Annotated in this window: 19 protein-coding genes and 2 pseudogenes; 14 read left to right on the top strand and 7 right to left on the bottom strand. The window is 71.2% G+C overall.

Going from position 1 to position 22,946, the window contains the following annotated elements:
- Positions 1 to 46: 46 nt before the first annotated feature.
- On the top strand, positions 47 to 1,537 hold the full coding sequence (locus StrepF001_RS04500; protein WP_129796945.1) for a cytochrome P450: 1,491 nt from the start codon (positions 47 to 49) through the stop codon (positions 1,535 to 1,537).
- Here StrepF001_RS04500 and StrepF001_RS04495 read toward each other — a convergent pair.
- Positions 1,531 to 2,474, bottom strand: a pseudogene (locus StrepF001_RS04495) (RluA family pseudouridine synthase). The gene StrepF001_RS04500 and the pseudogene StrepF001_RS04495 sit on opposite strands and share 7 nt — an antisense overlap.
- Before the next feature lie 79 nt (positions 2,475 to 2,553).
- On the opposite strand from StrepF001_RS04495, the gene StrepF001_RS04490 reads away from it, so the two are divergent.
- Complete coding sequence (locus tag StrepF001_RS04490; protein ID WP_165396157.1) at positions 2,554 to 3,135, top strand: GNAT family N-acetyltransferase; 582 nt, start codon at positions 2,554 to 2,556, stop codon at positions 3,133 to 3,135.
- 34 nt (positions 3,136 to 3,169) lie between these two features.
- On the opposite strand, the pseudogene StrepF001_RS47245 reads toward StrepF001_RS04490, so the two are convergent.
- Positions 3,170 to 3,476: pseudogene (locus tag StrepF001_RS47245) on the bottom strand (amino acid permease); the annotation flags it as partial.
- A gap of 160 nt (positions 3,477 to 3,636) precedes the next feature.
- Between StrepF001_RS47245 and StrepF001_RS04480 the strand changes: the two are divergent.
- The 3 genes from StrepF001_RS04480 (at position 3,637) to StrepF001_RS04470 (ending at position 6,238) form a co-directional block, all read left to right on the top strand.
- Positions 3,637 to 4,284, top strand: coding sequence for a PadR family transcriptional regulator (locus StrepF001_RS04480; RefSeq protein ID WP_129796944.1), 648 nt, complete (start codon positions 3,637 to 3,639; stop codon positions 4,282 to 4,284).
- Positions 4,285 to 4,457: 173 nt separating this feature from the next.
- A complete protein-coding gene (locus StrepF001_RS04475; RefSeq protein WP_129796943.1) occupies positions 4,458 to 5,465 on the top strand; it encodes an ATP-binding cassette domain-containing protein in 1,008 nt (335 codons plus the stop codon).
- Positions 5,462 to 6,238 carry an ABC transporter permease gene (locus StrepF001_RS04470; protein WP_129796942.1) on the top strand — a complete coding sequence of 259 codons (777 nt, stop codon included), beginning with the start codon at positions 5,462 to 5,464 and terminating at the stop codon, positions 6,236 to 6,238. Before StrepF001_RS04475 ends, StrepF001_RS04470 begins: the two co-directional genes overlap by 4 nt.
- A gap of 63 nt (positions 6,239 to 6,301) precedes the next feature.
- On the opposite strand, the gene StrepF001_RS04465 is transcribed toward StrepF001_RS04470, so the two are convergent.
- The gene (locus StrepF001_RS04465; RefSeq protein ID WP_129796941.1) at positions 6,302 to 7,147 is read right to left on the bottom strand and encodes a siderophore-interacting protein; all 846 of its coding nucleotides are present in this window, start codon (positions 7,145 to 7,147) and stop codon (positions 6,302 to 6,304) included.
- Positions 7,148 to 7,262: 115 nt separating this feature from the next.
- On the bottom strand, positions 7,263 to 8,195 hold the full coding sequence (locus StrepF001_RS04460) for a 5'-3' exonuclease (RefSeq protein WP_129796940.1): 933 nt from the start codon (positions 8,193 to 8,195) through the stop codon (positions 7,263 to 7,265).
- Between the two features lie 194 nt (positions 8,196 to 8,389).
- Between StrepF001_RS04460 and StrepF001_RS04455 the strand changes: the two genes are divergently transcribed.
- The 5 genes from StrepF001_RS04455 (at position 8,390) to StrepF001_RS04435 (ending at position 14,825) form a co-directional block, all read left to right on the top strand.
- Positions 8,390 to 9,478, top strand: a complete 1,089-nt coding sequence (locus tag StrepF001_RS04455; protein WP_129796939.1) for a glycine betaine/L-proline ABC transporter ATP-binding protein — start codon at positions 8,390 to 8,392, stop codon at positions 9,476 to 9,478.
- Positions 9,471 to 12,086, top strand: a complete 2,616-nt coding sequence (locus StrepF001_RS04450; protein WP_129796938.1) for an ABC transporter permease/substrate binding protein — start codon at positions 9,471 to 9,473, stop codon at positions 12,084 to 12,086. Before StrepF001_RS04455 ends, StrepF001_RS04450 begins: the two co-directional genes overlap by 8 nt.
- 462 nt (positions 12,087 to 12,548) lie before the next feature.
- Positions 12,549 to 13,115 carry an XRE family transcriptional regulator gene (locus StrepF001_RS04445; RefSeq protein WP_129796937.1) on the top strand — a complete coding sequence of 189 codons (567 nt, stop codon included), beginning with the start codon at positions 12,549 to 12,551 and terminating at the stop codon, positions 13,113 to 13,115.
- A complete protein-coding gene (locus StrepF001_RS04440) occupies positions 13,115 to 13,834 on the top strand; it encodes a helical backbone metal receptor (RefSeq protein ID WP_129796936.1) in 720 nt (239 codons plus the stop codon). The genes StrepF001_RS04445 and StrepF001_RS04440 overlap by 1 nt, the downstream gene beginning before the upstream one ends.
- Positions 13,835 to 13,883: 49 nt before the next feature.
- Positions 13,884 to 14,825, top strand: coding sequence for a LysR family transcriptional regulator (locus StrepF001_RS04435; RefSeq protein WP_129796935.1), 942 nt, complete (start codon positions 13,884 to 13,886; stop codon positions 14,823 to 14,825).
- A 28-nt stretch (positions 14,826 to 14,853) separates the two neighbouring features.
- On the opposite strand, the gene StrepF001_RS04430 is transcribed toward StrepF001_RS04435, so the two are convergent.
- Together StrepF001_RS04430 and StrepF001_RS04425 are read right to left on the bottom strand one after the other, a co-directional pair.
- Complete coding sequence (locus StrepF001_RS04430; protein WP_129796934.1) at positions 14,854 to 15,543, bottom strand: gamma-glutamyl-gamma-aminobutyrate hydrolase family protein; 690 nt, start codon at positions 15,541 to 15,543, stop codon at positions 14,854 to 14,856.
- Positions 15,544 to 15,612: 69 nt separating this feature from the next.
- Positions 15,613 to 16,347: an FCD domain-containing protein gene (locus StrepF001_RS04425; protein ID WP_129796933.1), complete on the bottom strand. Its 735-nt coding sequence runs from the start codon at positions 16,345 to 16,347 to the stop codon at positions 15,613 to 15,615.
- Between the two features lie 119 nt (positions 16,348 to 16,466).
- Here StrepF001_RS04425 and StrepF001_RS04420 point away from each other — a divergent pair, with 119 nt between their 5' ends.
- The 4 genes from StrepF001_RS04420 (at position 16,467) to StrepF001_RS04405 (ending at position 21,103) form a co-directional block, all read left to right on the top strand.
- The gene (locus StrepF001_RS04420; RefSeq protein ID WP_129796932.1) at positions 16,467 to 17,831 is read left to right on the top strand and encodes a glutamine synthetase family protein; all 1,365 of its coding nucleotides are present in this window, start codon (positions 16,467 to 16,469) and stop codon (positions 17,829 to 17,831) included.
- 8 nt (positions 17,832 to 17,839) lie between these two features.
- Complete coding sequence (locus StrepF001_RS04415; protein ID WP_129796931.1) at positions 17,840 to 19,213, top strand: aldehyde dehydrogenase family protein; 1,374 nt, start codon at positions 17,840 to 17,842, stop codon at positions 19,211 to 19,213.
- The gene (locus StrepF001_RS04410) at positions 19,210 to 19,992 is read left to right on the top strand and encodes a 3-oxoacyl-ACP reductase (protein WP_129796930.1); all 783 of its coding nucleotides are present in this window, start codon (positions 19,210 to 19,212) and stop codon (positions 19,990 to 19,992) included. The genes StrepF001_RS04415 and StrepF001_RS04410 overlap by 4 nt, the downstream gene beginning before the upstream one ends.
- Positions 19,993 to 20,194: 202 nt before the next feature.
- The gene (locus StrepF001_RS04405; protein ID WP_240797281.1) at positions 20,195 to 21,103 is read left to right on the top strand and encodes a DUF2510 domain-containing protein; all 909 of its coding nucleotides are present in this window, start codon (positions 20,195 to 20,197) and stop codon (positions 21,101 to 21,103) included.
- Positions 21,104 to 21,107: 4 nt separating this feature from the next.
- Here StrepF001_RS04405 and StrepF001_RS04400 read toward each other — a convergent pair whose 3' ends face one another.
- Positions 21,108 to 22,310, bottom strand: a complete 1,203-nt coding sequence (locus tag StrepF001_RS04400) for an amino acid deaminase/aldolase (RefSeq protein ID WP_129796929.1) — start codon at positions 22,308 to 22,310, stop codon at positions 21,108 to 21,110.
- Positions 22,311 to 22,946: the final 636 nt, after the last annotated feature.

The following is a 22,946-nucleotide window of genomic DNA, read 5'->3' as shown; positions in this document are numbered from 1 at the left end:
CCCGATCGACCCCCCGATCCAGCACCGTTCCCGAAAGCGACCCGCTGTGACGCCTGACATCCCTTCCCGTACCGGTACGGACGACGATCTCACGTTCGGTGGCCCGCCGCCCGGCTGCCCCGCCCACGGCCGCGGCCCCGGCGGACTGCACCGGCTGCACCAGGCGGAGGACCTGGGCGACCTCTACGAGCAACTCCGCGAGGAGCACGGCCAGGTGGCGCCCGTGCTGCTGCACGACGACATCCCCGTGTGGGTGGTCCTCGGACACGCCGAGAACCTGCAGATGGTGCGTACACCCTCGCTGTTCACCCGGGACAGCCGCATCTGGACCCCGCTCCAGGAAGGCATGGTCAAGCCCGACCATCCGCTCATGCCGCACATCGCCTGGCAGCCCATCTGCTCCCACGCCGAGGGCGAGGAGCATCTGCGGCTGCGCGGCGCCGTCACCGGCGCCATGTCGACCATCGACCACCGCAGCATCCGCCGGCACATCAACCGCTACACCCAGCGGCTCGTCAACGAGTTCTGCGAGCAGGGCCACGCCGAACTCGTCAGCCAGTTCGCCGAGCATCTGCCGATGGCGGTGATGTGCGAGATCCTCGGCATGCCCGACGAGTACAACGAGCGGCTGGTGCAGTCCGCCCGCGACGCGCTCAAGGGCACCGAGACCGCGCTCGCCAGCCACGCCTACGTCATGGACGCCCTCGGCCGGCTCACCGCACGCCGCCGCGCCCACCCCGAGGAGGACTTCACCAGCCACCTCATCACCCACCCGGCCCGGCTCACCGACGACGAGGTCAGGGAACACCTGCGGCTCGTCCTCTTCGCCGCCTACGAGGCCACGGTCAACCTCCTGTCCAACGCGCTGCGCATGGTGCTCACCGACCCGCGTTTCCGCGCCCAGCTCAACGGCGGCCAGATGACGGTGCCCGAGGCGGTCGAGCAGTCCCTGTGGGACGAGCCGCCGTTCAGCACCGTCCTCGGCTACTTCGCCAAGCAGGAGACCGAGCTCGGCGGTCACCGCATCCGCAAGGGCGACGGACTGCTCTTCGCGCCGGCCCCGGGCAACATCGACCCCAAGGTGCGGCCCGACCTCGCCGCCAACATGCAGGGCAACCGCTCCCACCTCGCCTTCGGCGGCGGCCCGCACGAGTGCCCCGGCCAGGACATCGGCCGGGCCATCGCCGACGTCGGCGTCGACGCGCTGCTGATGCGACTCCCGGACGTCGAACTCGAATGTGACGAGGACGAGTTGGAGTGGCGGGAGTCGATCGCCTCACGCCATCTGGTGGAGCTCCCGGTGCACTTCGTGCCGAAGCCGCCGGAGGACGTCATGGAACCGCCGAGCCCCCGGTCGGTGCCACAGCAGCGCGCCAGCTGGCAGGTCGGCACGATCGAGCCCGAGCCGGCACCCGCCGTCGTCCCCGAACCCCGGCCGGCCGAGCCCGTCGCACCGACACCGACACCGACGCCGGAGCCGGCCCCCCGCAGGCCGGGCGCCTGGCAGCGGTTCCTGCGCTGGTGGCGGGGCTACTGACCCGCCCACTGCGGGAAACAGGACCAGGCCGTCAGCGTCCGCTCACTGCGGAACAGATGCGCCACCCCCGTGACCGGATCGGTGAACTCCAGCTCCCGCGCCAGCAGTTGCAGCGGGCGCCGGAAGTCACCGGCCGGCACGGGGCCGGTCACCACCGGATAGAGCGGATCGCCGAGGATCGGCACCCCCAGCGCGTTCATGTGCACCCGCAGCTGATGGGTCTGCCCGGTGCCGGGCACCAGCCGGTAGCGGCCCAGGTCCGTACGGTGCTCGATCAGTTCGATACGGCTCACCGCGTTCGGCTCGCCCTCGACCTCGCGGGCGGTCAGCGAGCCGCGCTCCTTCACGATCCGGCTGCGCACCGTGCGGGGCAGGCCGAGCGCGGGATCGTACGGGGCGACCGCCTCGTACTCCTTGCGCACCAGCCGGTCCCGGAACAGCGTCTGGTACGCACCGCGCTCCTCGGGCCGCACCGTGAACAGCACCAGCCCCGCGGTGAGCCGGTCCAGCCGGTGCGCGGCGCCCAGCGTCGGGATGCCCAGCTCCCGCCGCAGCCGGGCCAGCGCGGTCTCGGCGACATGGCTGCCGCGCGGGGTCGTGGCCAGGAAGTGCGGCTTGTCGACGACGACGATGTGCTCGTCGCGGTGCACCACCTCCAGCGGGAACGGCACCCGCACCTCGTCCGGCAGCTCCCGGTGGAACCACACGAACATCCCCGGCACATACGCCGCCTCCGGCGCCACCGCCGTCCCGTCCGCCCCGACGATCAGCCCGGCCGCGAACATCCCGTCGACGACCCCCCCCGCCCCGACAGCCGCTCCACCAGATGCTCACGGACGGTGGCCCACGGTCCCTCGGCAGGCAGCCGCACCCGCACCGGATCCACTCCGGCGCGCTGCGGCAGCGGGGAGGGCGGAATCCGGCTCTTGCGTCTCATCGCGTGCAAGCGTACGAGCCACCGCACGACACCGGAAAACCGCTGGGCCGCTCCGCCGCCGCCCGGCAGGATGCGGGTCATGCCCTTCCTGACCAGCCCGGTGCTGCCCGCCGGCATCCTCGCCCGTACCCCGCAGCCGACCCTCCCCACCGGCGACGGCCTCCTCCTGCGCCCCTGGAGCGCCGAGGACGCCCCCGCGGTTCACCAGGCCTTCCAGGACCCGGTCCTGCACGCCTGGCATCTGCGCTCGGCCGGATCCGAGGACGAGGTGCGCGGCTGGATCGAGGAGTGGAGCCGGGCCTGGAACGAGGAGAGGAACGCGCAGTGGGCCGTCGCCGACGCGGCCACCGGCCGGCTCATGGGACGCGTGGCCCTGCGCGACATCGTGCTCGAGGACGGCGCGGCGGAGGTCGCGTACTGGACGGTGCCCCAGGCCCGCGGACAGGGCGTCGCGGCCCGCGCCACAACCGCCCTCGCCCGCTGGGCGCTCGACGAGATCGGCTTCCACCGCCTCGAACTCACCCACGCCGTCGCCAACACGGCGTCCTGCCGCGTCGCCACGAAGACGGGCTTCGCCCTCGAGGGCACCAAGCGCAGCGCCGGCCTCCACACCGACGGCTGGCACGACATGCACCTGCACGCGCGCGTGCGGGGCGACTGACCTGGACCACCGTCTCCGGTACGCCCGTCCGCCTCCGGTACACCCGGTAGGCCGTGCCCACCGCGACGGTCACCGTCAGGAACAGCACCGTGAACCACTGGAACCACCAGTGCCCGCCCGCCGGGTCGTACACCGCCGCGCGCAGCCAGGCCAGGTTGACCGTCATGAACAGGCCGTAGAGCAGGGCGAGGGCGCTGACCGGGGACGCCCCAGCGACCGAGGGAGAACAGGGGTGCGCCCGTCTCGCCGGTGCCGGTGGAGGTGAAACGGCCGCGCAGGCGCTGCACCAGCAGGGGGTCGGTGACCATGGCGTACGCAAGGCGGAGCAGCACGATGCAGGTGGGAGCGGGCGTCGGCGGAGTCCGGCTTCGGTGGATCGGGGCGGACGTCGGAGGGGCCGGTTTCGATCGCGATACATCGTGTTCGTTGCACCCTCTCGACTTCCGAAGTGACTCGCGATATATTCGCTTACGGATATTCGGAAACGAGGGAGTCACCGCCATGCCGGGCAAGCGCCGCAAGCTGAGCAACCCGCTCGCGCTGACCGTGATGACGACCCTCTGGCAGAAGCCGATGCATCCGTACGAGATCGCCCAGACCCTGCGCCGCCAGGGCAAGGACGCCAGCACGAAGATCAACTACGGCTCGCTCTACACGGTCGTGCAGAACCTCCAGAAGCACGGCTTCGTCGAGGTGACCGACGTGGAGCGGCAGGGCAACCGCCCCGAGCGCACGGTCTACGGGCTCACCGAGGCCGGGCGTGAGGAGATGACCGAGTGGCTGTCGGACCTGATCGCCGTCCCGGCGAAGGAGTACCCGATCTTCGAGACCGCGCTCTCGCTGCTGGGGGCGCTGCCCCCCGACGACGTGGTGCGGCTCCTTCAGGAGCGCCTCACATCCCTGGAGGTTCAGGTCACCAGCGGGCGGGCGGTGCTGGAGAAGCTCTACGAGACGCTGCCGCGGCTGTTCCTCGTCGAGGTCGAGTACCAGCTCCACATGGTCGAGGCGCAGGCGCAGTGGGTCCGCGGCTTCGTCGGGGAGATCCGCGACGGCTCGCTGCCCGGCGTCGAAGCATGGCGGCGCTTCCACGAGACGGGGGAGTGGCCGCCGGAGCTGGAGGAGGTGGAGCAGCGCCACTTCGGCACGTGATCCCTGCATGAACAGACCCCGGCAGGACTGTTGCAGCAGTCCCGCCAGGGTCTCCAACCCCGAACCGAGTCCGCCGTGAGGCAGAACCGGGCGATCGAGGTGCGGCACACCCAGGATAGCCCGGCGCTCTTCACGCGGATCAGTCGTCCCTCTCATCCAGGAGAGCTGTCGTCATGAACTCCCGTGTGCCCGCCGTCGAGGCGCGGCAACTCGTCAAGACCTATCCCGGTGACATCACGGCCCTGAGCGGCCTGGACATCACCGTCGAGCCCGGCACGGTCTTCGGGCTCCTCGGCCCCAACGGGGCCGGAAAGTCCACCACCGTCAAGATCCTCACCACCCTGGCCCGCCCCGACTCGGGCGCGGCCACCGTCGCCGGCCACGACGTGCTGCGCCACCCCGACCGGGTGCGCCGCGCGATCGGGGTGGTCGCCCAGAACTCCGGCGCCGATCCGGTCGCCACCGGCCGTGAGAACCTTCAACTCCAGGGCCGACTCCACGGCTTGAAGGGCGCCGCGCTCGGTCGGCGGGTGGACGAGCTGCTGGAGCGTTTCAGGCTCTCGGACGCCGCCCGGCGCCCGGTGAAGGGCTACTCCGGAGGTATGCGCCGCCGGCTCGACGTGGCGCTCGGCCTGGTGCACCGGCCCGAGGTGCTCTTCCTCGACGAACCCACCACCGGCCTCGACCCGGAGGCCCGCAGTGCGATGTGGGACGAGATCGGGCGGCTGGCCGGTGAGGAGGGCCTGACCATCCTGCTGACCATGCACTATCTCGAAGAGGCCGACCGGCTCGCCGAACGCATCGCCATCGTCGACCGAGGCCGCGTCGTCGTCGAAGGCAGCCCCCATTCCCTCAAGGGCGAACTGCGCGGTGACGCCGTCCATGTGGAACTGCGCGAGGCGCTCGGTGAAGCCGGCCGTACGGTGCTCGGTGGCACCCTCGGCAGACTGCCGGGCGTGCACGAGGTGCTGATCGACGGTCTGCGCATCAGCGTCCGGGCCGACGAGGGCGCCGCCGTGGTGCCTGCGTTGCTGGCCACGCTGGAGCGCGCCGGAGTCGGAGTCGCCGCCGCGACGGTCGCCCGGCCCTCCCTCGACGACGTCTACCTCCGCTATACCGGCCGCCGGTATGCCGAGGCCGACTCCGCCGATCAGTTCGTCCTCGCGGGAGGTGCGCGATGAGCACCGCGGTCGCCCAGACCTGGTACATGACGCAACGTCAACTCATGGTGTTCGCACGGCAGCCCGCGTACGCGGTCATCACCCTCATCCAGCCGGTGGTGTGGCTGTTCCTGTTCGGCAGCCTCTTCAAGAAGGTCGTCGAGCTGGGCGGCTTCGGCACTGGCTCGTATCTCGACTACCTGGTACCGGGCGTGGTGGTGATGAGCGCGCTCAGCTCCAACATGTGGGCGGGCATGGGCACCTTGGAGGAGATCCAGCGCGGCACGCTCAACCGCTTCCTGACCACGCCGGTCAGCCGGGCCGCGCTGATGAACGGCAATGTCGTGTACAACGGCCTGGTCACCGCCCTGCAGTCGCTGATCATCGTGCTGCTGGGCCTGCTCGGCGGCGCCGACTACCCGGGCGGCATCGGGGGAGTGGCCGTCCTGGTGCCGGCCTCGGTGTTGCTCGGCACCGTCTTCGGGGCGCTGTCCAACGCGCTCGGCATGCTGGTGCGGGAGCGGGAGTCGCTCATCGGGATCAACACCTTCCTGCTGCTGCCGCTGACGTTCCTGTCCAGCGCCTTCATGGCACCGGCCCAGATGCCAGGGTGGATGCGGCACATCGCCGCCTTCAACCCGCTCGACTGGGCGATGGTGGCGGGCCGTTCGGCACTGTCCGCCGACCCTGACTGGGGGGACGTGCTCAGCCGGGGCGGAGGACTGCTCGCGCTCGCGGTGGCGGCGGTGTGGCTGTCGATCCGGACGTTCAGGTCGTACCAACGGTCGGTGTGACCCGGCCGCAGACAGCGAAGCGGCGGCACCTCGCACGGTGCCGCCGCTTCGGTCGACGTATGCCTAAGCGGCGGCCACGCCGCTCTCCTGCTCCGCCTCGATGCGGGCGTTCCAGTCCCGCTTCGCGGCCTGCCAGCCGTCCTCGTTGTGGCCGAGCCGCCAGTAGCCGGAGATCGACAGGGCCTCGCGCGGGATCTGGAGCTCGACCCGCAGCAGTCGGCGCAGATCCTTCACGCAGCTCGCCTCGCCGTGCACGAAAGCGTGCACCCGGCCCGCCGGGAACTCCAGCGCCCGTACGGCCTCGACCAGGGCCTCGCCGACGGGACGGTCACCGCGGTGCAGCCAGACGACCTCCACGTCGGAGTCGAACTTCTGCTGCTCTTCGGGCCCGGAGACCTCCACGAAGGCCCGGACCTCGGCACCGTCGGGGAGCGATTCCAGGGCGGCCGCGATCGCGGGCAGCGCGCTCTCGTCACCGGCGAGCAGATGCCAGTCGGCGCCCGCGTCGGGGGCGTAGGCGCCGCCGGGGCCCATGAAGTGGATGGTCTCGCCGGGCTGGACGCGCATGGCCCAGGGGCCGGCCAGTCCCTCGTCGCCGTGGAGCACGAAGTCCAGTGTCAGCTCGCGCAGTTGGGGGTCCCAGGCGCGCACGGTGTACGTCCGCGTGACAGGCCACTGCTCGCGCGGGAACTCCTCGCGGATCCGCTGCATGTCGAAGGGCTCGGGGTAGGTGACGCCGTCGGCGGGGAACAGGAGCTTCACATAGTGGTCGGTGCACGTGCCCGCCGCGAACTCGGCGAGACCCGGGCCGCCCAGGACCACACGCTGCATGTGCGGAGTGAGCCGTTCGGTGCGGACGACCTGCGCGGAATGGGCCCTCCGCGGCTGCCGGGCCGGGCGTTCTGCCATGACGGTCTCCCTGTTCCCCAAAAAACTTAGGCTTGCCTAACTTACCATCTCCCTCAAGTAAACGCTTCTCTCGTGACGAGTTTATGAGTCCGAGTTGCCGCGGTTGCCGGAATCGTCACGATCCGAGGGTCGTCAGCAGCCGCTGCAACGACCCGCCCAGCCCCCACCGCACGGCCAGCCCGTCCAGCGCCGCCGGATCGCGGGGAGTGCGCGGCAGTGTCGTGTCGACGTCCGGCAGCGGCACGTCCGTCGCGACCCGGACCACCGTCGGTGCCACCGCGAGATACGGCCGCGCCTCGGTCAGCCGCGTGCGCTGCGTCGGTGTGAGCCGGGCCGTACGGTCGTCGACGGCGGCCAGGATCCCCGCCAGATCGCCGAACTCGGCCAGCAGCTTCGCGGCCGTCTTCTCACCGATGCCCGGTACGCCCGGCAGGCCGTCGCTCGGATCTCCGCGCAGCAGGGCCAGATCCGCGTACCCCCGGCCGTCGACGCCGTACTTCTCGCGCAGCCACCCCTCGTCCGTGAGCTGCAGCGTGCCCACGCCCTTCAGCGGGTACAGCACCCGCACCCCGCGTGCGTCGTCCACCAGCTGGTACAGGTCCCGGTCGCCGGTGACGATGTCCACCGGGCCGGCCGCCCGTGCGGTGAACGTGCCGATGACGTCGTCCGCCTCGTACCCCTCGACGCCCACACGCGCGATGCCGAGCGCGTCGAGGACGGCCTCGATGACCGGCACCTGCGGCGACAGCGTGTCCGGCACCTCCTCCTCGTCGGGCCCCACCTCGTGCTCCTCGGCGACGCGGTGCGCCTTGTACGACGGGATCAGGTCGACCCGCCACTTCGGCCGCCAGTCGGCGTCCATGCAGGCGACCAGATGGTCCGGCTGGTGGTCCCGGACCAGGCGGTCGATGAACTCCAGCAGTCCGCGCACGGCGTTCACCGGTGTGCCGTCCGGGGCCTTCACCGAGTCCGGGACGCCGAAGTAGGCGCGGAAGTAGAGCGAGGCGGTGTCGAGGAGCATCAGTCGTCCGGTCACGCCTCGCATCATGCCGTACGGCTCCGACAGTCGTCCGGAGACAGCCGGGGGTGAACCACCGGCCGAACGCCCTGTGAACTGGACCACTAGTGCGTTTGTGCAGGCGGAACGGGGGCAGGCGCCGGCTCGGAGCGATGTCGGTTGCACTTTCAAACAGTTTGTCCTGTCATCGCCCCTTTCCCCTGCCGTCGAGACAAGAGGTACGCGTGTCAGCCAGGCTAGAGGCCGAGCATCTGTACAAGGTGTTCGGCAGACGACCGGATGAGGCAGTCAACAAGCTCCGCAAAGGGGCAGACCGGGAGGAGCTGCGCGCCGACGGCACCACCGCCGCCGTGATCGACGCCTCTTTCACCGTGGAACCAGGCCAGATCTTCGTCGTCATGGGCCTGTCCGGGTCCGGCAAGTCCACGCTGCTGCGCATGCTCAACGGGCTGCTGGAGCCGACCGCCGGCTCGGTCCGTTTCGACGGCCAGGACCTCACCGCGGCCAGCGACCGAGACCTGCGCGAGGTCCGGGCGAAGAAGATCAGCATGGTCTTCCAGCACTTCGCGCTCTTCCCGCACCGCAGCGTCCTGGACAACGCCGCCTACGGCCTCGCCGTGCAGGGCGTGCCCCGCGCCGAGCGCGAGCGGCGCGCCGGCGAGGCGCTCGCCCTGTGCGGTCTGGCCGGCTGGGAGAAGTCCTGGCCCGACGAGCTGTCCGGCGGCATGCAGCAGCGCGTCGGCCTGGCCCGCGCCCTCGCCACCGACGCCGACCTGCTGCTGATGGACGAGTCCTTCAGCGCCCTCGACCCGCTGATCCGCCGCGACATGCAGGACCAGCTGCTCGAACTCCAGCGGAGCCTGAAGAAGACGATCGTCTTCATCACCCACGACCTCAACGAGGCCATGCGTCTGGGTGACCGCATCGCCGTCATGCGCGACGGACAGATCGTGCAGACCGGCAGCGCCGAGGACATCCTGCTGCGCCCCGCGAACGACTACGTCGCCTCCTTCACCCAGGACGTCGACCGCTCCCGCGTGCTGACCGCGGGCGCCGTCATGGACAGCGAGGTGCGCGGCGACGAGGCCGACTGCGGCTGCGAGACCGCGACGCCCGACACCCCGTTCGGTGAGCTGTGCGCGATCAGCGCCCGGGTCGCGCACCCGGTCGCGGTGCTCGACAAGCGGCGCGAACTGGTCGGCGTCGTCCCGCGGCAGCGGCTCGTCGGCTTCCTCGGAGAAGAGGCGGGCGCACAGCAGCCGTGCGACTCCCCGCGCGACAAGGGCGGAGAGAAGGTGACCGCCGGTGCCTAGGATCGAGTTCGGCTCTTGGGTCAACGACACGGTCGAATGGCTCACCACCCACATGGGATGGCTCTTCGACTTCTTCGAGCAGGTCTTCCGCGGCGCCTACGAGGGCGTCGACTCCGTGCTTCAGGCGCCCGAACCGCTACTCCTCGCGGGCATCTTCGCCGTGATCGCCTTCTGGCTGCGCGGCGCGCTCGCCGGCGTCCTCACGTTCGTGGGATTCGCCTTCGTCATCTCCCTGGAACTGTGGGAGAACGCGATGATGACGCTGTCGCTCGTCATCGTCGCCACCGTCATCGCGCTCGTCATCTCGGTCCCGGTGGGCATCTGGGCGGCGCGCTCGAACCGCGTCAGCTCGGTCGTACGGCCCGCGCTGGACCTGATGCAGACGCTGCCGGCGATGGTCTACCTCATCCCGGCGATCCTCTTCTTCGGCAGCGGCGCCGCCGCGGGCATCGTCGCCACCCTGATCTTCGCGCTCGCCCCGGGCGTGCGCATGACCGAGCTGGGCATCCGCCAGGTCGACAAGGAACTGGTCGAGGCGGCCGAGGCGTTCGGCACCACCCCGCGCGACACCCTCCTGCGCGTTCAGCTCCCGCTGGCGCTGCCCACGGTCATGGCCGGCGTGAACCAGGTCATCATGCTCGGCCTGTCGATGGCCGCGATCGCCGGCATGGTCGGCGCCGACGGCCTGGGCGGCGACGTGAACGAGGCGATCGGCCAGCTCAACGTCGGCCTGGGCGCCGAGGCGGGCATCGCCATCGTGATCCTCGCGATCTACCTCGACCGTATGACCAGCGCGCTGGGCACCGAGGTCTCGCCGCTCGGCCGGCGGGCCGCCGCCCGGCTGCGCGCCGCCCAGGGCCTGAAGATCTGGTCGTACCGGCCCCGCCCGGCCGTCGCCGTCGTCGGCGTCGTCGTCCTCGCCCTCGTCGCGGGCGGCATGGGCATGTTCGGCAGCAGCGACAAGACCGCCCCGGTCGCCGCCGACACCAACGTCGGCCAGGGCAAGAAGATCAGCATCGGCTACATCCCCTGGGACGAGGGCGTCGCCTCCACCTATCTCTGGAAGGAGATCCTGGAGCAGCGCGGCTACGAGGTGGAGACCAAGCAGTTCGAGGCCGGGCCGCTCTACACCTCGCTCTCCCAGGGCGACATCGACTTCCAGACCGACGCCTGGCTGCCGGTCACCCACGAGCAGTACTGGAAGAAGTACGGCGCACAGCTCGAGGACCTGGGCTCCTGGTACGGCCCCACCTCCCTGGAGCTGAGCGTGCCCGCCTACATGAAGGGCGTCGACTCCCTGGAGGACCTCAAGGGACAGGCGTCGAAGTTCGGCGGCAAGATCACCGGTATCGAGTCCAGCGCCGGCATGATGAGCCTGCTCAAGAGCAAGGTCCTCAAGGAGTACGGCCTCGAGAAGGAGTACAAGGTCGTCGACAGCTCCACGCCCGCGATGCTGGCCGAGCTCAAGCGCGCGTACGCCAAGCAGGAGCCGATCGTCGTCACGCTCTGGTCGCCGCACTGGGCGTACAGCGACTACAAGCTGAAGAAGCTCAAGGACCCGAAGGGCGCCTGGGGCTCGGGCGACGGTGTGCACACCCTGGCGCGCAAGGGCTTCGCCCAGGAGAACCCGGTCGTCGGCGAGTGGCTGAAGAACTTCAAGCTGAGCGAGGAACAGCTCACCAGCCTGGAGTCGGAGATCAACAAGGCCGGCAAGGGCAAGCAGCAGGACGCCGTGCGGGCCTGGCTCAAGGACAACCAGGGTGTCGTCGACAAGCTGGCCCCGGTCCCGAACGCGGCCACCGCGGCCCCGGCCGAGACCAAGCGCCCCGTGGACGTGGCCTGGTTCCCCTGGGACGAGGACATCGCCGTCACCTACCTGTGGAAGAACGTCCTGGAACGGCGCGGCTACCAGCTGAACCTCAAGCAGATGGACGTCGGCCCGGTCTACACCGGCCTGGCCTCCGGCGACCTGGACCTCAACTTCGACGCCTGGCTGCCGTACGCCCAGAAGAACTACTGGGACAAACACAAGGACAAACTCAACGACCTCGGCACCTGGTACGAGCCGACCTCACTGGAGCTCGCCGTCCCCTCCTACGTGAAGGGCGTCGACTCCCTGGAGGACCTCAAGGGCAAGGCCGACCTGTTCGACGGCCGGATCGTCGGCATCGAGCCGGGCACCGGTGAGATGAACCTGCTGAAGACCAAGGTCCTGCCCGGCTACGGCCTGGACAAGGAGTACGAGGTCGTCGACGGCTCCACCCCGGCGATGCTGGCCGAACTCAAGCGGGCGTACGCCAAGCAGGAGCCGATCGCCGTCGTGCTGTGGTCACCCCACTGGGCGTACAGCGAGTACGAGCTGACCAAGCTGAAGGACCCCGAGAAGTACTTCGGCGAGGGCAACACGATCCGCACGATCTCCAGCGAGAAGTTCCCGGAGCAGTACCCGCAGCTCACGAAGTGGATCAAGAACTTCAAGATGAGCGAGGACGAGCTGGGCACCCTGGAGGCGGAGATCAAGGACCGCGGCCAGGGCCACGAGGAGGAGGCCGTCGCCGCCTGGCTCGAGGAGCACCCCGACATGGTGAGCCGGATGACACCGCAGTGACCGTCGTCCCCCGACGCGTGCCCGGGTGACCCGACCGGCCCGGCACGCCCTGCCCGAGGGGTGGGCTTCACCGCACGACCGACGCGTGCGGCGAAGCCCACCCCTCGTGGCATTGCCCCGTACCCGGACAATGGAAGGAACGAAAAGGATCCGGCCAACCACGAAGAGCTACGCCCTGCCCGAGCCTCGTCCGCTCGACGGCGTGGCCGCCGCGGCTGTGGTGAGAACACCTGGCGAGCCTCACGCGTTGCAGTGAGAAGGACGCCCGCGTAAGACCACTGTGAGGGCCGATCCACTGGCGCGAACTGTGAGGTCGGGAGGCACCTGGTGTGACGGCGATGTGACAGGCGCATGAAACGGTTTGCCGAACATGCGTAGGGTGCAGAGAACTCATCAGAACGGAGTGCGCCCGGACAGCGGCGCATGAGGAGCGAGCGACGAGCGAAGGAGGGAGCCGGAGCGATGGGCGACCACAAAGAGCAGTCCCTTCGAGTAGGCGCGGCCGTACGGCGGCGGCGCCGCGCCCTGGAGCTCACCCTCGCCGTCGTGGCCGAGCGCAGCGGCCTGTCGGTCCCCTTCCTGAGCCAGGTGGAGAACGACCGGGCGCGACCCAGCCGCAGCTCCCTGGAGAAGGTCGCCGACGCCCTGCGCACCACCGCCGTCGAACTCCTCGCGGCCGCCGACCCGGCGTGCAGCGTCGACGTGGTGCGCTGCGAGAGCACCGAGCCGACGCCCGAACCGCAGGTGCGCTCCCTGGTGCGCGGTCACCATCAGATGCATGCCTCGGAGTTCACCGGCGACCATGACGCCGGCCGTGAATTCCAGTACCGCAACGACCAGTTGCTGTACGTCGCGGACGGCGCGGTGGAGATAGAGGCGGAAGGCCGCGCCTATCGCCTGGGCCGCGGCGACACCCTGTACCTCACGGGCGGCGTCCGGCACCGCTGGCGGGCCGCCGAGCCGGACACACGGGTCCTCGTCGTCGCCGTGGCCGAGCACATCGAGGCCGTCCACGACAAGCCCCGGTAGTGCGGGTCGTCTCGCTGGTGCCGTCGCTGACGGAGGCCGTGGCGGTGTCCGTGCCCGGCGCTCTGGTCGGCGCCACCGACTGGTGCACCCGTCCGGCGGATCTGGACGTCATCCGCGTCGGCGGCACCAAGAACCCGAAGGCCGAGCGTATCCTCGCCCTCGCCCCCGACCTGGTGATCGCCAACGAGGAGGAGAACCGCGCCCCCGACCTCGACGCCCTGCGCGCCGCCGGCGTCGAGGTACTGGTGACCGAGGTGCGGGACGTGCCGCAGGCCTTCCGTGAGCTGGCCCGGGTGCTGGACGCCTGCGGTGCCGGGTCCCGGCCGCGGTGGCTGGACGAGGCTGAGGCGGCCTGGTCGCGGCCACCCGTCCTGGACCCTCGTACGACCGCCGTGGTGCCGATCTGGCGGCGGCCGTGGATGGTGCTCGGCCGGGACACCTTCGCGGGCGACGTACTGGCCCGGCTCGGCGTCGACCACCTGTACGCGGGCCACGCGGACCGCTATCCACGGATCCCCCTCGAGGATCTGCGCGCGGCGGCACCCGACGTGGTCGTGCTGCCGGACGAGCCCTACCGCTTCACCGCCGACGACGGACCGGAGGCCTTCGCGGGGCTGCCGTGCGCACTCGTCAGCGGCCGGCACCTGACGTGGTACGGGCCGTCGCTCGTCGAGGCACCACGGGTGCTGGGCGAGGCCCTGCGAGCAGCTCTCCGCTGAGCAGGCCGCCACCAAGGGGTACGTCTCCATCGAGACATAAGGTGGAGTTATGAGCTGGTCGGAGGAGCAGGAGAACGGGCGGCCGTCCACGGGCGGTGGCTCGCTGGCGCACCGGGTGCCGGATCTGGGCGCGCTGGAGCTGCTGCTGGCAGTGGCCCGGCTGGGCAGCCTCGGCGCGGCGGCCCGTGAGGTCGGCATCACCCAGCCGGCGGCCAGCAGCCGGATCCGCTCCATGGAGCGGCAGCTGGGCGTGGCCCTGGTGGATCGGTCCCCGCGCGGATCGCAGCTCACGGACGCCGGTGCGCTGGTGACGGACTGGGCGCGCCGGGTCGTCGAGGCGGCGGAGGCCTTCGATGCGGGGGCACAGGCGCTGCGGGACCGGCGGGACTCGCGGCTGCGGGTCGCGGCCAGCATGACGATCGCCGAGTACCTGCTGCCGGGCTGGCTGCTGGCGCTGCGCGCCCAGCGACCGGACACGGCGGTGTCACTGCTCGCGGGCAACTCGGCGGCCGTGACGGAGCGGCTGCTGGCCGACGAGGCCGACCTGGGCTTCGTGGAGGGACTGACGGTGCCGACCGGACTGGACTCGGTCGTCATCGCCCACGACCACCTGATCGTCGTCACAGCACCCGGCCACCCCTGGGCCCGCCGACGCCGCCCCCTTCCGGCTGCGGAACTGGCGGCCACGCCGCTGGTCCTCCGGGAGAAGGGCTCGGGCACCCGCCAGGTCCTGGACGCCGCGCTGGGCGGCCTCGCCCGGCCGCTGATCGAGCTGTCCTCCACGACGGCCGTGAAGGCATCCGCCGTCGGCGGCGCCGGACCGGCGGTGCTGAGCGAACTGGCGGTGGGCGAGGAGCTGTCGACCCGACGCCTGGTGAGCGTCCCGGTGGACGGCGCACGACTCCGCCGCGACCTACGGGCGGTCTGGCGCACAGGCCACCGACCGACGGGCCCGGCGCGGGAGCTGCTGGGGCTGACGCGGGCTTCGTGAACCCGGCGCCCGCCGCAACGCCCCCTGTTCAAACCCTCGCGGAAGCGACCAACGCCCGCATCACCCGAAGATCCTCCCCCATCTCCGGATGCCACTGCACTCCCAGCACCCAGCCCTCGGCGGACGGCAGCTCGATCGCCTCCACGGTGCCGTCCGCCGCGTGCGCCGAGGGAACGAGGCCGGTGCCGAGCCGGTCCACGGACTGGTGGTGGTACGTCGGTACGGACGTCTCCTCCGGTACGACACCCGCGTACAGCGTGCCCGGCACCGGCTTGACCGCATGGCGGCCGAAGACCCCCATCACCTCCGCGTGCCCGTCGAGGTGCTGGACGAGCGTGCCGCCGAGGGCGACGTTCAGCAGCTGCATGCCCCGGCAGATCCCCAACAGCGGTACGTGCGCGGCCAACGCCGCCTCGATCAGGGCCAGTTCCCAGGCGTCCCGTTCCCGCGCGGGCGGTCCGGTGCGGGGGTCGGGGGACGCGCCGTAGCGGCCCGGTTCGACGTCCGGGCCGCCCGCGATCACCAGAGCGTCGAGGCGGGCCACCGTCGCCGCCGCGTGCTGCGCCGCGTCCGGCGGCAGCATCGCGGCCAGCCCGCCCGCGCGCTGCACCAGCCGCGGGTACCCGGCCGGCAGCAGTGCGGCGTCCAGTTCCCACACGCCCCAGCGCGCCCCCGCCTCCAGATACGTACTGACGCCGATCAGCGGCCTGCCGGTCATACGTCCTCCCGCTGCCCTCAATGGATCGCCCTCATACCTTTGCCGTCGGCGGTGGTACGGCGCAAGGCCTCAGGCCAGGAACCCCCGCAGCAGTGCCGCGGTCCCCGCGCAGTGCTCCCGCATGATCTCCCGCGCCCCGTCCGCGTCGCCGTCGAACACCGCCTCCACCAGCGCGGTGTGCTGGCGCTGCGAGTGCTCCAGGTTGCGGACCAGCAGCGGGATGCAGTCGAGCAGGTCGTTCACCGTCGCCCGTACCGCCGCGTACTGCGCGGTCAGAGTCGGCGATCCGGACAGCTCGGCGAGGGTGAGGTGGAGCAGTGTGTCCAGGCGCCGGTAGTCGGCGAGCGGGGCGTCGTGCGTGCGGGCGAGCGCGTCCCGCAGCCGGTCCGCCTGCTCGTCGTCCAGCCCGTGCGCCGCGCACAGCCCCGCCGCGCCCACCTCCAGCACTTCCCGGAACCGCAGCACGTCCTCGATGTCGACCGCGGCGACCCGCCGCCGCAGCTCGCTCTCGCCGGCGGCGTCCGTGCGGGACAGCACGAACGTTCCGCCGTACCGTCCGCGCCGTGACTCCACCAGCCCCTGGTCCTGGAGCACCTTCAGCACCTCGCGCAGCGTCACCCGGCTGATCCCGAGCCGCTCCGCCAGCTCCCGCTCCGCGGGCAGCCGCTCCCCGCCGGGCACCAGGCCGAGCCGTACGACCTGGAGGATCTGCTCCAGTGCCTCCTCGAAGCCGTTCCCGGCGCGCACCGGCCGCAGTACCGGCGTCAGCGGGTCGTCCGGGCCGCCGACCGGATCCACCGGCATATGGCCGTGCCCCCTTCCCAAGCAATGGTTCTCAGCAATACCTTATGGCTCTCGGCGCCGTCCCAAGAAGCGCGCAGAAGCCGGAAATCCGACGGAAGATGCCCCAAGGAGGCCCTCCCGTGGCAGACCGCACACCTCCGCTCAGTGTCGAGGAACTGCACGCCCTCGTGGCGGGCGGCGAGATCGACACCGTCGTCCTGGCCTTCCCCGACATGCAGGGACGGCTGCAGGGCAAGCGGTTCGCCGCGCGTTTCTTCCTCGACGAGGTGCTCGAACACGGCACGGAGGGCTGCAACTACCTCCTCGCCGTCGACACCGAGATGAACACCGTCGACGGCTACGAGATGTCCTCCTGGGACCGGGGCTACGGCGACTTCGCCATGCACCCCGACCTGAGCACCTTGCGCCGGGTGCCGTGGAACGAGGGCACCGCCATGGTGATCGCCGACCTCGCCTGGAGCGACGGCTCCCCGGTCGTGGCCGCGCCCCGGCAGATCCTGCGCCGCCAGCTGGAGCGCCTCGCCGATCTCGGCCTCACCGCCCAGGTCGGCACCGAGCTGGAGTTCATCGTCTTCAAGGACACCTACGAGCAGGCCTGGGACGCCGGCTACCGCGGGCTCACCCCGGCCAACCAGTACAACATCGACTACTCGGTCCTCGGCACCGGCCGCATCGAGCCCCTGCTGCGCCGGATCCGCAACGAGATGGCCGGCGCCGGGATGACCGTCGAGTCCGCCAAGGGCGAGTGCAACCCCGGTCAGCACGAGATCGCCTTCCGCTACGCCGAGGCCCTGGTCACCTGTGACCAGCACGCCGTCTACAAGACCGGCACCAAGGAGATCGCCGCCCAGGAGGGCATGTCGATCACCTTCATGGCGAAGTACAACGAGCGCGAGGGCAACTCCTGCCACATCCACCTGTCATTGGCCGACGAGCACGGCAGGAACGTCATGCCGGGCAGCGCGTCCGACGGCATGTCCGACGTCATGCGGTACTTCCTCGCCGGACAGCTCGCCGCGCTGCGGGACTTCTCCCTGCTCTACGCGCCCCACATCAACTCGTACAAACGCTTCCAGCCCGGCTCCTTCGCCCCGACCGCCGTCGCCTGGGGATACGACAACCGCACCTGCGCACTGCGCGTCGTCGGCCACGGCCGCTCCCTGCGGTTCGAGAACCGGCTGCCCGGCGGGGACGTCAACCCGCACCTCGCCGTGGCGGGCATGGTGGCCGCGGGCCTGTACGGGATCGAGCAGAAGCTTCAGCTGCCCGAGCCCTGCCCCGGCAACGCCTACACCGCCGACTTCGCGCACGTCCCCGGCACGCTCCGCGAGGCCGCCGAACTCTGGGAGAACAGTCCGATCGCCAAGGCCGCCTTCGGCGACGAGGTCGTCGCGCACTACCGCACCATGGCCCGGGTCGAGCTCGAGGCCTTCGACGCCGCGGTCACCGACTGGGAGCTGCGCCGCTCCTTCGAACGCATGTGAGGCCCCTCTTGTCGTACGAACTCCAGGTGCTGAACCCGGCGACCGAGGAGGTCGTCGCCACCGTCCCCGGCGCCACCGCGGCCGATGTCGACGCGGCCGTCGTGCGCGCCGCCCGGACGCAGGCGGACTGGGCGGGCCGCGCGCCCGGCGACCGCGCGCGCCTGCTGCGCCGGTTCGCCGTCACGGTCGACGAACACCTCGAAGAACTCGCCCGGTTGGAGGTCCGCGAGGCCGGACACGCCCTCGGCAACGCCCGCTGGGAGGCCGGCAACGTCCGTGATCTGCTCGACTACGCGGCCGGGGGAGTGGAGCGGCTGACCGGACGCCAGATCCCGGTTGCGGGCGGCCTCGACGTCACGATCCTCGAACCGCTCGGCGTGGTCGGCGTGATCGCGCCCTGGAACTTCCCCCTGCCGATCGCGGCCTGGGGCACGGCACCGGCGCTCGCCGCAGGCAACGCGGTCGTCCTCAAGCCCGCCGAGACAACCCCGCTCACCGCACTCCGCCTGGCCGAACTCGCCCTGGAGGCGGGCCTGCCCGAGGGCCTGTTCCAGGTGTTGCCCGGACACGGCCCCGTCACGGGTAACGCACTCGTCGAGCATCCGGGCGTGGCGAAGATCGTCTTCACCGGGTCGACGGCCGTGGGCAAACAGGTGCTGGCAAAGGGGTCGGCCCTCCTCAAGCGCGTCACCCTCGAACTCGGCGGCAAGAGCCCCAACATCGTCTTCGCCGACGCCGACCTCGAAGCCGCAGCGGCCGCCGCGCCCATGTCCTTCCTCGACAACTCCGGCCAGGACTGCTGCGCCCGCACCCGCATTCTCGTCCAGCGCTCCGCCCACGACCGGTTCCTGGAGCTGCTCGCCCCCGCGATCGAGGCCGTCACCGTCGGCGACCCCGCCGACGAGAAGACCGACATGGGCCCCCTCATCTCCAGGGCCCAGCTGGAGCGCGTGCGTTCCTACGTCCCGACCGAGGCCGACGGCATCCGTGGCAAGGCCCCCGAAGGCCCCGGCTTCTGGTTCCCGCCGACCGTGCTGACCGGAGTCGACCCGCACGCGCGCGTGGCCGTCGAGGAGGTCTTCGGCCCCGTCGCCGTCGTCCTGCCCTTCGACGACGAGGCCGACGCCGTCCGCCTGGCCAACGCCACCGACTACGGCCTTTCCGGCTCCATCTGGACCCGCGACATCGGCCGCGCCCTGCGCGTCTCACAGGCGGTCCGGGCCGGCAACCTGTCCGTCAACTCCCACTCCAGCGTCCGCTACTGGACCCCGTTCGGCGGCTTCAAGCAGTCCGGCATCGGCCGGGAACTCGGCCCGGACGCACTGGCCGCCTTCACCGAAACCAAGAACGTCTTCATCAGCACGGAGGGCCCCGCACAGTGAGCGAAGACATCATCTGCCGCCGGCTCGTCGGCCGCACCGCCGTCGTCACCGGAGCCGGCAGCGGCATCGGCCTCGCCACCGCCCGCCGGCTCGCCGCCGAGGGCGCGCACGTCGTCTGCGGCGACGTCGACGAGCAGCGCGGCAAAGCGACCGCCGAGGAGGTCGGCGGCCTCTTCGCCAAGGTCGACGTCACCGACCCCGAGCAGGTCGAGGCCCTGTTCAAGGCGGCGTACGACACCTACGGCAGCGTCGACATCGCCTTCAACAACGCCGGCATCTCCCCGCCCGACGACGACTCCATCCTGGAGACCGGCCTGGAGGCCTGGAAGCGCGTCCAGGAGGTCAACCTCACCTCCGTGTACCTGTGCTGCAAGGCGGCCATCCCCTACATGCGGCGTCAGGGCAAGGGCTCCATCATCAACACGGCGTCGTTCGTGGCGCGGATGGGTGCCGCGACCTCGCAGATCTCGTACACCGCCTCCAAGGGCGGCGTGCTCGCCATGTCCCGCGAACTCGGCGTGCAGTTCGCCCGCGAGGGCATCCGCGTGAACGCCCTCTGCCCGGGCCCGGTCAACACCCCGCTCCTCCAGGAGCTGTTCGCCAAGGACCCCGAGCGCGCCGCACGCCGGCTCGTCCACATCCCGCTCGGCCGGTTCGCCGAAGCCGAGGAGATCGCCGCCGCGGTCGCCTTCCTGGCCAGCGACGACTCCTCCTTCGTCAACGCCACCGACTTCCTGGTGGACGGCGGGATCTCGGGGGCGTACGTCACACCGCTGTAGGCGCGGAGCATCGTCGCTTCACTCCGTAACGCATCTGGTACGCTCAGCGCATTGTTGGGTCCCCAACGTCCAGAGCGAGTCCTGTACTTGCTCCGGCGGCCGGAAGGGTCGTCGCTGGACAGGCATGACCTGTCAAACTCTCCGGAGCGATCCAGGGGAGAGTCTCCCGGATGCATCCGGGAGAGAACTTCAAAGTGCCGGGATGAGCATGATGTATGACACCCCACCCGGCTGGTACCGGGACCCCTCCGCCCCGCACTTGGAACGCTGGTGGGACGGAGCGGCCTGGACCGAGCACCGGCGCGCGCCCCGGATCCCCGGGCCGGCGCCGCAGTCCGTCGGCGAGGCCTCCCCGCGCGCCAAGGCCGTCGCCCTCACCGCCGCCGGCGTGGTTCTGGTCGCCGCGATCGTCACCGGGGCGGTCGTCCTCGGCGACGACGGCAACGGGGGCGGCACGGAGGCGAACACCGCGGCATCCGCGACAGCCACGACCCGTGCGACACCCTCACCATCAACATCCACCCCCGAACCGTCCGCCGACGACCCGGCCGTAGTCGTCGACGAACTCAACGGCATCACCCTGCCGTTGCTCGACGGCTGGGTCCGGCCGGAGAACGTCACCATCGACAACGTCATGATGACGACGGACGGCACCTACGACTGCCCCGGCGACGGCGGCTTCTGCCGGCACGGACTGGTCATCTCGCGCACGGTGACCGAGAACGACGAGAAGTCCCCCGAGGCCCTCGCCGAGGCGGACATCCCGGACGCCGCCGACGAGGCCTACGACCGCGACGCCCTCGGCCGCCGCCCCTACGGCGGCATCGAGTCCCACCGACTCGTCGCGTCGGGACCGGTCGCGGTGGCGGGCCGCGCCGGGTACTTCGTGCGCTGGCGCGTCACAACGGCCGAGGGGCCCGGCGGTTACGTCCAGTCCCTCGCCTTCCAGTCCAGTGTCGGCACCGAGTCGCCGGTCATCGTGCGCTACGTCTTCGACGCGGGCGAGGACGGGCCGCCGCCGGCCGACATGGACCGGATCACCAAGGGCATCCGGGCGATCGGAGACGAGGCCGGCGGCGGCGTGGGCAGCAGCGTCGGCCCGTCGAGCTGACCTGCTACAGGAACGTGCGGCCCTCACCCCGGTACGTCGGAACCGTCGCCGTCACCCGGTCGCCCTCGACCAGATGCAGCGCGTCGAACCGCTCGCACAGCTCACCGGCCTTGGCATGCCGGAACCACACCTTGTCGCCGATCAGCAGATCGTCGGCGGGGGAACCGAGCAGCGGGGTCTGCACCTCGCCGGAACCCTCCTGGGGGTCGTACCGCAGCCCCTGAGGCAGATACGGCACCGGCAGCCGGTCCGCCCCGGCCGCACCAGAGGCCGGATAGCCGCCGCCGAGCACGGTCACGACCCCCACGCCGGGCCGGCGCACCACCGGCTGCGCGAACAGCGCCGCCGGACACCCGGTGAAGGACGTGTAGTTGTCGAACAGCCGCGGTACGTACAGCCCCGACCCCGCCCCGATCTCGGTGACCGCGTCCTCCGCCGCCGTGTGCTGCACACTGCCCGTGCCGCCGCCGTTGACGAACTCCAGCCCCGGCACCACGGCCCGCACCGCGCGCACCACCGCGGCGCGCCGTTCGGCAAGCTCCCGGCGGGCGGTGGCCTGCATCAACCGCACGGCACGCGAGCGCAGCGGCCGTCCGGCGACCGCATCCCCGACACCGGCGATGTGCCCCTCGTACGCCATGATCCCCACGACCTCGAACCCCGGCCGCCGGGCCACCGCGCGTGCCATGTCGGCGACCTGGGCGGGGGAGTGCAGCGGCGAGCGGCGGGCCCCGACGCGCACCCGCCCGCCGAGCAGCTTCAGCGAGGTGTCCAACTCCAGGCAGACGCGCACCACTTCACGGCCGCCGTCGCGCGCCTGGTCGATCAGAGTCAGCTGGGCGGGGTCGTCGATCATCACCGTGACCGCGGCGGCCAGCTTGGGATCGGCGGTCAGTTCGGCGAATCCGGCGCGGTCGGCCGACGGGTAGGCGAGCAGAATGTCGTCGAACCCCGACCGCGCCAGCCACAGGGACTCGGCCAGGGTGAACGACATGATGCCCGCGAAACCGTCCTTCGCGAGGACGCGTTCGAGCAGGGCACGGCAGCGGACGGACTTGCTGGCGACACGGATCGGCTTCCCGCCCGCCCGGCGGACCAGGTCGTCCGCGTTGGCGTCGAAGGCGTCGAGGTCCACGATCGCGAGAGGGGCGTCGAGATGGGCGGTGGCCCGGTCGTAACGGGCCCGGTCGGCGGCGCGCGCAGTCATGAACGAAGCCTGCCAGACAGGATTACCGCAGGGTAGGGGGATGTTCCGGGCAGATCCCCCGGGCTCGTGGACTGGTTCCCGTTCGACCGGGGGCAACCCGTAGAGTGACGCGCACGCACGGAGGAACGACTCTGCGCGCCACTCGCGCCGGATGCCGGTCCCCCGGTGCGGGTATGCGTGCGAATTGACGACGGCGGCCCGCGTACGAGGACACGGGACCGGGCACGAGGAAACGGGGGGTGCATGAGCACGGAAGCGCGGCACGCGCCCATACCTCCCCGCCCGGCCGCACCTCCCGTCCGCCCCATCCGCCGATCCCCGGGGACGAGCCCGACCCTGCGGGCCTCCGAAGGCCGCACGGATTCGCCGACGCCCACCACAGCGGCCGGCGGCCCCCGCCACCCCGCAACGGCGGTGACACCGGCCGCACCACCTTCCCGAGCCTGCGCGCTCCGTCCCGGACGGACGCCGGCGACCGGGACGGCGGACGCCGGGCCACGGTGCCGGAGACGCCGGCCCTTTCACTCCGCCCCCGCCTGCCGCATCCGCCCGCTTCCCGGACCCCACCGCCGACCCGGGGTGAGGGCGGCGGAACGACCACGCGGGGAGCCGTGCCGCCGCGTCCAGGTGGTCGGC

Origin of the sequence: Streptomyces sp. F001 (assembly GCF_004187715.1) — a bacterium.
Taxonomy (GTDB): domain Bacteria; phylum Actinomycetota; class Actinomycetes; order Streptomycetales; family Streptomycetaceae; genus Streptomyces; species Streptomyces flavusporus.
The sequence above is the reverse complement of the archived record's forward strand: the minus strand, read 5'-3'. Positions and strand labels throughout refer to the sequence as shown.

Excerpts from the sequence above, each read along its gene's own strand:
- StrepF001_RS04460 (WP_129796940.1), bottom strand. The coding sequence starts at position 8,195 with ATGATGCGAGGCGTGACCGGACGACTGATGCTCCTCGACACCGCCTCG.
- StrepF001_RS04435 (WP_129796935.1), top strand. The coding sequence starts at position 13,884 with ATGAGCTGGTCGGAGGAGCAGGAGAACGGGCGGCCGTCCACGGGCGGT.
- StrepF001_RS04425 (WP_129796933.1), bottom strand. The coding sequence starts at position 16,347 with ATGCCGGTGGATCCGGTCGGCGGCCCGGACGACCCGCTGACGCCGGTA.
- StrepF001_RS04400 (WP_129796929.1), bottom strand. The coding sequence starts at position 22,310 with ATGACTGCGCGCGCCGCCGACCGGGCCCGTTACGACCGGGCCACCGCC.
- StrepF001_RS04430 (WP_129796934.1), bottom strand. The coding sequence starts at position 15,543 with ATGACCGGCAGGCCGCTGATCGGCGTCAGTACGTATCTGGAGGCGGGG.
- StrepF001_RS04470 (WP_129796942.1), top strand. The coding sequence starts at position 5,462 with ATGAGCACCGCGGTCGCCCAGACCTGGTACATGACGCAACGTCAACTC.
- StrepF001_RS04445 (WP_129796937.1), top strand. The coding sequence starts at position 12,549 with ATGGGCGACCACAAAGAGCAGTCCCTTCGAGTAGGCGCGGCCGTACGG.
- StrepF001_RS04480 (WP_129796944.1), top strand. The coding sequence starts at position 3,637 with ATGCCGGGCAAGCGCCGCAAGCTGAGCAACCCGCTCGCGCTGACCGTG.
- StrepF001_RS04475 (WP_129796943.1), top strand. The coding sequence starts at position 4,458 with ATGAACTCCCGTGTGCCCGCCGTCGAGGCGCGGCAACTCGTCAAGACC.
- StrepF001_RS04465 (WP_129796941.1), bottom strand. The coding sequence starts at position 7,147 with ATGGCAGAACGCCCGGCCCGGCAGCCGCGGAGGGCCCATTCCGCGCAG.
- StrepF001_RS04405 (WP_240797281.1), top strand. The coding sequence starts at position 20,195 with ATGAGCATGATGTATGACACCCCACCCGGCTGGTACCGGGACCCCTCC.
- StrepF001_RS04490 (WP_165396157.1), top strand. The coding sequence starts at position 2,554 with ATGCCCTTCCTGACCAGCCCGGTGCTGCCCGCCGGCATCCTCGCCCGT.